A 7,066-nucleotide genomic window follows, 5' to 3' on the forward strand; every position below is an offset into this window, starting at 1 on the left:
AGCCCGCGACATCCGGGCCGCGCATCCGGAAGCGGCGGGCCTCACCGCCGCACCCGGACTCACCTCATCGCGGCCCGTACGCCCACCGTAACGTGCGCGGCGGCCCGGACCGGTGGTCCGAACGGAGGTTTCCGCTGATCCGTCGGTCAGCGACGGTTGCCCCGCCAGCCCTGGACGGGCAGGTCGAACTTGGCCACCAGCCGGTCGGTGAACGGACGCGCCCGCAACCGAACGATGCGCACCGGCAACGTGCCCCGGCGCACCGTGACCCGGGCGCCCGGCGGCAGGTCGTAGACACGCCGGCCGTCGCAGCAGAGCACCGCGAGGGTGGTGAACGGGTCGACGGTGATGACGAACGTCGACGTCGGCGCGGTCACCAGCGGGCGGCTGAACAGCGCGTGCGCGCTGATCGGCACCAGCAGCAGCGCCTCCACCTCGGGCCAGACCACCGGCCCGCCGCCGGAGAACGCGTACGCGGTGGAGCCGGTCGGGGTCGCGCAGATCACGCCGTCGCAGCCGTACCGGGACAGCGGCCGGCCGTCCACGTCGACGAGCAGCTCCAGCATCTGGGCGCGCTCGCCCTTCTCCACGCTGATCTCGTTCAGCGCCCACGACTCGATGGTCGGCCCGCCGTCGAACTCGGCGGTGACGTCCAGCGTGAGCCGTTCGTCCACGCTGTAGTTACGCTCGACCACGTCACGTACCGCGGTGTCCAGGTCGTCGATCTCCGCCTCGGCGAGGAAGCCGACCTTGCCCAGGTTGATGCCCAGCAACGGGACCTTCGTCGGACGGGCCAGCTCGGCCGCGCGCAGGAACGTGCCGTCCCCGCCCAGCGCGAAGACGATCTCGGCGCCCTCGGCCGCCTCCGGGCCGGTCACCGGCACCACACCGGGCAGGTCCAGGTCGTCGGCCTCCTCGGCCACCACCCGCACCTCGAAACCGGCGGCGATCAGGTCGGCGGCCACCGCCCGGGCGTGCTCGGTGCTGCGTCGACGGCCGGTGTGCGTCACCAGCAGCGCGGTGCGGCTCACCCGGACACCTCCTCGGTCGTGGCCGCCGTGGTGGCGGCGCCCTGCGGGCCGGCGGCCACCACCGCGCGGACCCGCTCCGGGTCCGCGGCGGGCGCGTCCCCGCGCAACCATACGAAGAACTCGACGTTGCCGCTCGGCCCGGGCAGCGGGCTGGCCGCCACTCCGGCGAGGCCGAGGCCGAGCCCGGCGGCCGCGGCGGCCACGTCGAGCACCGCCTCGGCGCGCAGCGCCGGATCGCGGACCACGCCGCCGGCGCCGACGCGCTCCTTGCCGACCTCGAACTGCGGCTTGACCATCAGCGCCAGGTCGCCGCCGGGGCCGGTGCACGCGGCCAGCGCCGGCAGCACCAGACGCAGCGAGATGAACGACAGGTCGGCCACCGTCAGGTCGACCGGACCGCCGATCGCCTCCGGCGTGAGCGTACGCACGTTCGTACGCTCGAACACCCGCACCCGCTCGTCGGTGCGCAGCGACCAGGCGAGCTGCCCGTAGCCGACGTCCACGGCGACCACCTCGGCCGCGCCGCCGCGCAGCAGCACGTCGGTGAACCCGCCCGTCGACGCGCCCGCGTCCAGGCAGCGCCGGCCGGTGATGGTCAGCCCGCCGGGGGCGAACGCGGCGAGCGCGCCGGCCAGCTTGTGGCCGCCCCGGGAGACGTACTCGTCGGCCGGGTCCTCTCCGGTCACCAGCAGCGGATCGGCCGGATCGACCATCGCCGCGGGCTTGCGTGCCCGCACTCCGCGCAGCTGGACGCGACCGGCCTCCACGAGCGCGGCGGCCTGTTCCCGGGAGCGGGCCAGCCCGCGCCGGACCAGTTCGGCGTCCAGCCGGGTACGACGAGCCATCAGGTGTGTCTCCGCCTCTGCTCAGGCCTGGTCGATGGTGGCGAGGGTCTCGCGCAGCGTCTCGTACGCCGCCTCGTACTGGGCGATCTGGTCGGCCGGGGCGAGCGCCTCGGCGTTGGCCATGCCGAGCACCGCGGCGTCCACCGCCGGATGCCGCGCCTCGCCGACCTCCTCGGCCGGCGCGGGGCGTACCCCCGGGGGTGGTCCGGGCCGCGGGCCCGGCGGCGGACCGGGCCGCGGCGCGGTCACGAGCCGGCCGCCCGGCGGCCGGTGGCCTTCCTCGCCGGCCGGGCGGGCGCGGCGGGCGAGCCGTCGGCGGGGGTACGGGCCATGGTGGCGGGCGGCTTCTTCGCGATCGCCTTCTTGGCCACCGTCTTCTTCGCCACCGCCTTCGTCGGCGCCGTTGCCGCGGACTCGGCGGTCGGCGGCGCGGTCGCGCCGGACGGCGCGGTGGCGGTCCCGGCCGGTGCGGCGGCGGGCTCGGACGATCCGGCGGGCGGCGTCTCGCCGGGCCCGAGGTTGCCGCGCGCCTCGCGCAGCTGCCGCTCCAGGTCGTGCACCCGGCGGGTCAGCTCGGCGACCTCGTCGGCGGTGGCCAGCCCGACCGCGCCCAGCGCCCGGTCCACCTCGAAGCGGACCAGCTTGGTCAGCGACTCCCGGTTCGCCAGGCCGGTGGCCACCAGCTCCTCGGCGAGCGTCTGGATCTGGGCGGCGGTCGCGCCACCCTGACCGACGACGCGCATGACCGCGTCCTGTGCCTTCTTCCGGGGCGCCTCCGTCAGGCCCATGGCCAGCTCGAGGTAGGCGCGCCACGCGTCCTGCATGCCTGAGTCCTTCCGCGGGGCGAGGTGTGCAGGTGCCACGCTACCGGGCACCCCGGACGCCCCATTGCGGTACGGTGCCGGGAAACGGCGTGGTTCGTGGTGAGGAGACGATGTGGCCAGCGTGGACGAGTGCCGGCAGGCGTTGCAGGACCTGGCCGCGCGGCTGGACCGCAACGCCGAGGCGCAGGGACGCATCGACCTGGACCGCACGCTGGCCTGCCGGATCACCGATCTCGGCACCGCGTTCCACGGGCGGCTGGAGGGCGGGCGGCTGGTCGACCTGGCCGACGGCGACGACCCGAAGGCGAAGATCGCGCTGAGCACCGGCAGTGACGACCTGGTCGCGCTGGTGAACGGCCGGCTCGACGTGATGTCGGCGGTCGCGTCCCGGCGGGTCTCGATCAAGGCGAACCCGTTCGACCTGATGAAGCTCCGCAAGCTGCTCTAGCCGGTCCACCGCGACCGCGCCGCCGTCGGGGTGCTTCGCCGCTCAGCCGTCGAGGCCGAACGCGGCGAGCGCCTCCGCCGCCGCCGGGGACTGCGCCCGCACGCGCGGCCCGGCCGACGCCGACCAGGCCACCGCGCAGAGCGCGGCGAGCGCCTCCAGCGGCGGTCCCGCGCCGTCGAGCACGAGGTCCGCGCCGGCTTCCGCCACCGACCAGCCGCCGGCGGTCGCCCGGCCCGGCACCGCCACCACCGCGTCCGGGTCGAAGAGCCCCGCCAGGTCGAACGAGACGTACGCGGGGCGGCGCTCCTCGGGCGCGGCCAGCAGCTCGGCGGCGTCGCTGACCCCGGTGAGCACCAGCAGGCTGTCCAGCCCGGCCCGGCGGGCGCCCTCGATGTCGGTGTCCAGCCGGTCCCCCACCACGAGCGTGCGCCCGGCCCCGGCCCGGCGCGCGGCGGTGGTGAACAGCGCCGGCTCCGGCTTGCCCACCACCACGTCGGGGTCGCGGCCCAGCGCGGTACGCAGCACCGCGACCAGCGAGCCGTTGCCCGGCAGCGGGCCGCGCGGGCTGGGCAGGGTGCGGTCGGTGTTCGTGGCGTACCAGGGCGCGCCCGCGCGTACCGCCAGGGACGCCTCGGCCAGGTCGGACCAGCCGACCTGCGGGCCGTAGCCCTGGGCCACGGCGGCGGGCTCCTCGTCGACGGTGGACACCGGCCGCAGGCCGACCGCGCGCAGCTCGGCCCGCAGCGCCTCCGCGCCGACCACGAGTACCGGCGCGCCCTCGGGCAGCCGGTCCCGGAGCAGCTCGGCGGTGGCCGCCGCGGAGGTGAGCACCTCCGCCGGCTGCGCCGGGACGCCCATGCCGGTGAGCAGGTCGGCGACCTCGCTGGAGCGCCGGGAGGCGTTGTTCGTCGCGTACGCGACGGCGCGCCCCTCGGCGTGCAGCCGGCCGACCGCCTCGACCGCGCCCGGGATGGGCCGGTCGATCAGGTAGATGACGCCGTCCAGGTCGAAGACGACAAGCGAGTACGCGTCGACCAGCCGGCCGGCCGCTCCGGCGCGGACGGGTCGCCCCTGGTCCGCGCCGGTAGCGGTGTCCCCGCCGTACCCGGTCACCGGCGCTCCGCCGCCTCGCCCTCGCCGGACGCGGCGTCGCCCGGTGCGGGCCGGTCGGCGTCGGCCTTGTCGGCCGGGGTGACGTCGGTGGCGTCCGCAGCCGCGACGGTGCTGCCCGGCGTGGCGGTGTCCGCGGTCGACGTGGCGGTGTCCTCGGACGTCGTGGCGGCGGTCGGGGCGCCGGTGGCGAGCGAGCCGGCCTCGGCGTCGGTCAGCTCGTCGTCGGTCAGGTCGCCCGCGTCACGGTCCCGGTAGCCGGCCCGTGCCGCGTCGCCGCCGGTGCCCGACACGACGTCGTCGCTAAGCCGCGCGTCGTCCTCACGGTCGTCGTCATCGTCATCATCGTCGTCATCGTCGTCGTCATCGTCGTCGTCATCGTCGTCGTCATCGTCGTCGTCATCGTCGTGGTCATCGTCGTGGTCATCGTCATCGTCGTCGTCGTCGGCCGACGCCTCGGACGTGTCCGCGTCGTCCTCGGGCTCGTCGTCGCCCTCGATGACCACGCCGTCCAGCTCCAGCAGCCGCTCGGCGGCGTCGGTCTCCCCCTCGGAGTCGACGTCGGCGGCCCGGGAGAACCACTCCCGCGCCTCCTCGCGCCGGTCCACCGCCAGCAGCGCGTCCGCGTACGCGTAACGCAGTCGCGCCGCCCACGGCTCGGTCGAGTCGCCGGTCAGTTCGCGGACCTGCAGCATCGCCACGGCCGCGTCCTTCTGCCCGAGGTCGCCGCGCGCGCCGGCGGCCACGATGAGCAGTTCGATCGCGACGGCCTGGTCGAGCTTGTCCCGGTCGGCGCCGCGGAACAGGTCGATCGCCCGCTCCGGCCGGCCCAGCGCCCGCTCGCAGTCGGCCAGCACGGCCAGGTGGCTCTGCAGACCGCTCATCCGGTGGTACGTCCGCAGCTCGGCGATGGCCGTCTGCCACTCACCGGCGTGGTACGCGGCCAGTCCGACGGCCTCCCGCACGGCGGCGATCCGCGACGCGAGCCGGCGGGCCGCCATGGCGTGCGCCAGCGCCAGCGTCGGGTCCTCGTCGATCAGCAGCCCGGTCGCGACCAGGTGCCGGGCAACCGTCTCCGCAACCGGCTTGGCGAGGGAGAGCAGTTCCGCCCGGACGGCCGAGTCGAGGTCGCTCGCGACGACCTCGTCCGGCAACTCCGGCGCCTCACCGGTACGCCCTTCGCCGCGCTCGTCCCGGCGCTCCCGCTGCGGACCGAAGTTGCCACGGCGGTCGTCGCCGCCCGGCCGGTCACCGTAGCCACGGCGCTCACCGTCCCGCTCGCCCCGGAAGCCGCCCGGCCGACGGTCGTCACGACGGTCGTCGCGGCGGAAGCCACCCTCACGGCGCTCGCCACCGCGGAAGCCGCCCTCGCGGCGCTCGCCACCGGCGTAGCTCTCCCGACGGTCGCCACCCTGGTGGCCGCCTTCGCGGCGGTCGCCACCGCGGAAGCCGCCCTCACGACGCTCGCCGCCCTCACGACGGTCCCCGCCCCGGAAGCCACCCTCACGACGGTCACCACCGCGGAAACCGCCCTCGCGGTCGCCACCGCGGAAGCCACCCTCACGACGCTCGCCGCCCTCACGACGGTCACCACCACGGAAGCCACCCTCACGGTCGCCACCACGGAAACCGCCCTCACGGCGCTCACCACCGCGGAAGCCGCCTTCACGACGCTCGCCGCCCCGGAAACCGCCCTCACGGTCGCCACCGCGGAAACCACCCTCACGACGCTCTCCGCCGCGGAAGCCGCCGTCACGGTCACCGCCCCGGAAGCCACCCTCACGGCGCTCTCCGCCGCGGAAACCACCCTCACGGCCACCGCTCCGGAAGCCACCCTCACGACGGTCACCACCGCGGAAACCGCCCTCGCGGTCGCCACCGCGGAAGCCACCCTCACGACGCTCGCCACCGCGGAAACCGCCTTCCCGACGGTCACCGCCGGCGAAGCCACCCTCACGGCGCTCTCCGCCGCGGAAGCCGCCGTCACGGTCGCCGCCCCGGAAGCCGCCTTCACGACGGTCACCACCGCGGAAACCGCCGTCACGACGGTCACCGCCGGCGAAGCCACCCTCACGGCGGTCACCGCCGCGGTAGCCGCCGTCGCGGGTGCCGGCCTCACGGCGGTCGCCGCCCCGGAAGCCGCCCTCGCGACGCTCGCCGCCCCGGAAGCCGCCGTCACGGGCACCACCTTCACGGCGGTCGCCACCGCGGAAGCCGCCCTCGCGATCGCCACTGCGGAAGCCACCCTCACGGCGGTCGCCGCCACGGGCGCCACTGTCACGGTCGCCGCCCCGGAACCCGCCTTCGCGACGGTCGCCGCCCGGACGGCTTCCGCTCCGGAAGCCACCCTCACGGTCGCCACCACGGAAACCGCCCTCGCGACGCTCGCCACCGCCGAACCCGCCTTCACGACGGTCGCCACCGCGGAAGCCGCCCTCGCGATCGCCACTGCGGAAGCCACCCTCACGGCGGTCACCACCACGGAAGCCACCCTCACGGCGGTCACCACCACGGAAGCCACCCTCGCGACGGTCGCCACCACGGGCGCCACTGTCACGGTCACCACCGCGGAAGCCGCCCGGGCGGTCGTCGCGGCCACCCCGGTACGAGGGACGGTCATCGCGACGGCCGTCGCGGCCGGCGTCACCACGCCCCTGGCCACGGTCGGCGCGATCCTCGTAACGACGGGGGCGGTCCCCGCCCTGGGGTCCTGAGCTCACAGGTACATCCTTCCTGATGGCGTTTCCGCCGAGAACGCTAACGCAGTCGAGGGCCGCCCCTGCTGGGGCGGCCCTCGACTGGAAGATT

General features: G+C 75.8%; 7 protein-coding genes and 1 pseudogene. 2 read left to right on the forward strand and 6 right to left on the reverse strand.

The features are described 5' to 3' along the window. Positions 1-146: 146 nt before the first annotated feature. Genes A4R25_RS09890 through A4R25_RS09905 form a run of 4 tightly spaced genes read right to left on the reverse strand, consistent with a single transcriptional unit; the run spans position 147 to position 2,700 of the window. The gene (locus tag A4R25_RS09890) at positions 147-1,031 is read right to left on the reverse strand and encodes an NAD kinase (protein WP_064446404.1); all 885 of its coding nucleotides are present in this window, start codon (positions 1,029-1,031) and stop codon (positions 147-149) included. Beyond that, a complete protein-coding gene (locus A4R25_RS09895) occupies positions 1,028-1,876 on the reverse strand; it encodes a TlyA family RNA methyltransferase (RefSeq protein ID WP_064446405.1) in 849 nt (282 codons plus the stop codon). Before A4R25_RS09895 ends, A4R25_RS09890 begins: the two co-directional genes overlap by 4 nt. Before the next feature lie 21 nt (positions 1,877-1,897). Beyond that, on the reverse strand, positions 1,898-2,125 hold the full coding sequence (locus tag A4R25_RS09900) for a hypothetical protein (RefSeq protein WP_030502668.1): 228 nt from the start codon (positions 2,123-2,125) through the stop codon (positions 1,898-1,900). Next, on the reverse strand, positions 2,122-2,700 hold the full coding sequence (locus tag A4R25_RS09905; protein WP_064446406.1) for a phasin family protein: 579 nt from the start codon (positions 2,698-2,700) through the stop codon (positions 2,122-2,124). The genes A4R25_RS09900 and A4R25_RS09905 overlap by 4 nt, the downstream gene beginning before the upstream one ends. 112 nt (positions 2,701-2,812) lie before the next feature. On the opposite strand from A4R25_RS09905, the gene A4R25_RS09910 reads away from it, so the two are divergent. Beyond that, entirely contained in the window at positions 2,813-3,148 is a 336-nt protein-coding gene (locus A4R25_RS09910) for an SCP2 sterol-binding domain-containing protein (protein WP_043324901.1), read from the forward strand. A gap of 42 nt (positions 3,149-3,190) precedes the next feature. Here A4R25_RS09910 and A4R25_RS09915 read toward each other — a convergent pair whose 3' ends face one another. Both A4R25_RS09915 and A4R25_RS31440 read right to left on the reverse strand, forming a co-directional pair. Beyond that, entirely contained in the window at positions 3,191-4,186 is a 996-nt protein-coding gene (locus A4R25_RS09915; RefSeq protein WP_176722855.1) for an HAD-IIA family hydrolase, read from the reverse strand. Between the two features lie 544 nt (positions 4,187-4,730). Beyond that, positions 4,731-5,316 (reverse strand): annotated as a pseudogene (locus A4R25_RS31440) (Replicase polyprotein 1ab); the annotation flags it as partial. Here A4R25_RS31440 and A4R25_RS09925 point away from each other — a divergent pair. Then, positions 5,317-6,972: a hypothetical protein gene (locus A4R25_RS09925; RefSeq protein ID WP_064446407.1), complete on the forward strand. Its 1,656-nt coding sequence runs from the start codon at positions 5,317-5,319 to the stop codon at positions 6,970-6,972. It begins immediately after the preceding pseudogene. The last annotated feature ends 94 nt before the right edge of the window (positions 6,973-7,066 follow it).

Source organism: Micromonospora sp. NBRC 110037 (assembly GCF_001652995.1).
Lineage (GTDB): Bacteria > Actinomycetota > Actinomycetes > Mycobacteriales > Micromonosporaceae > Micromonospora > Micromonospora chalcea.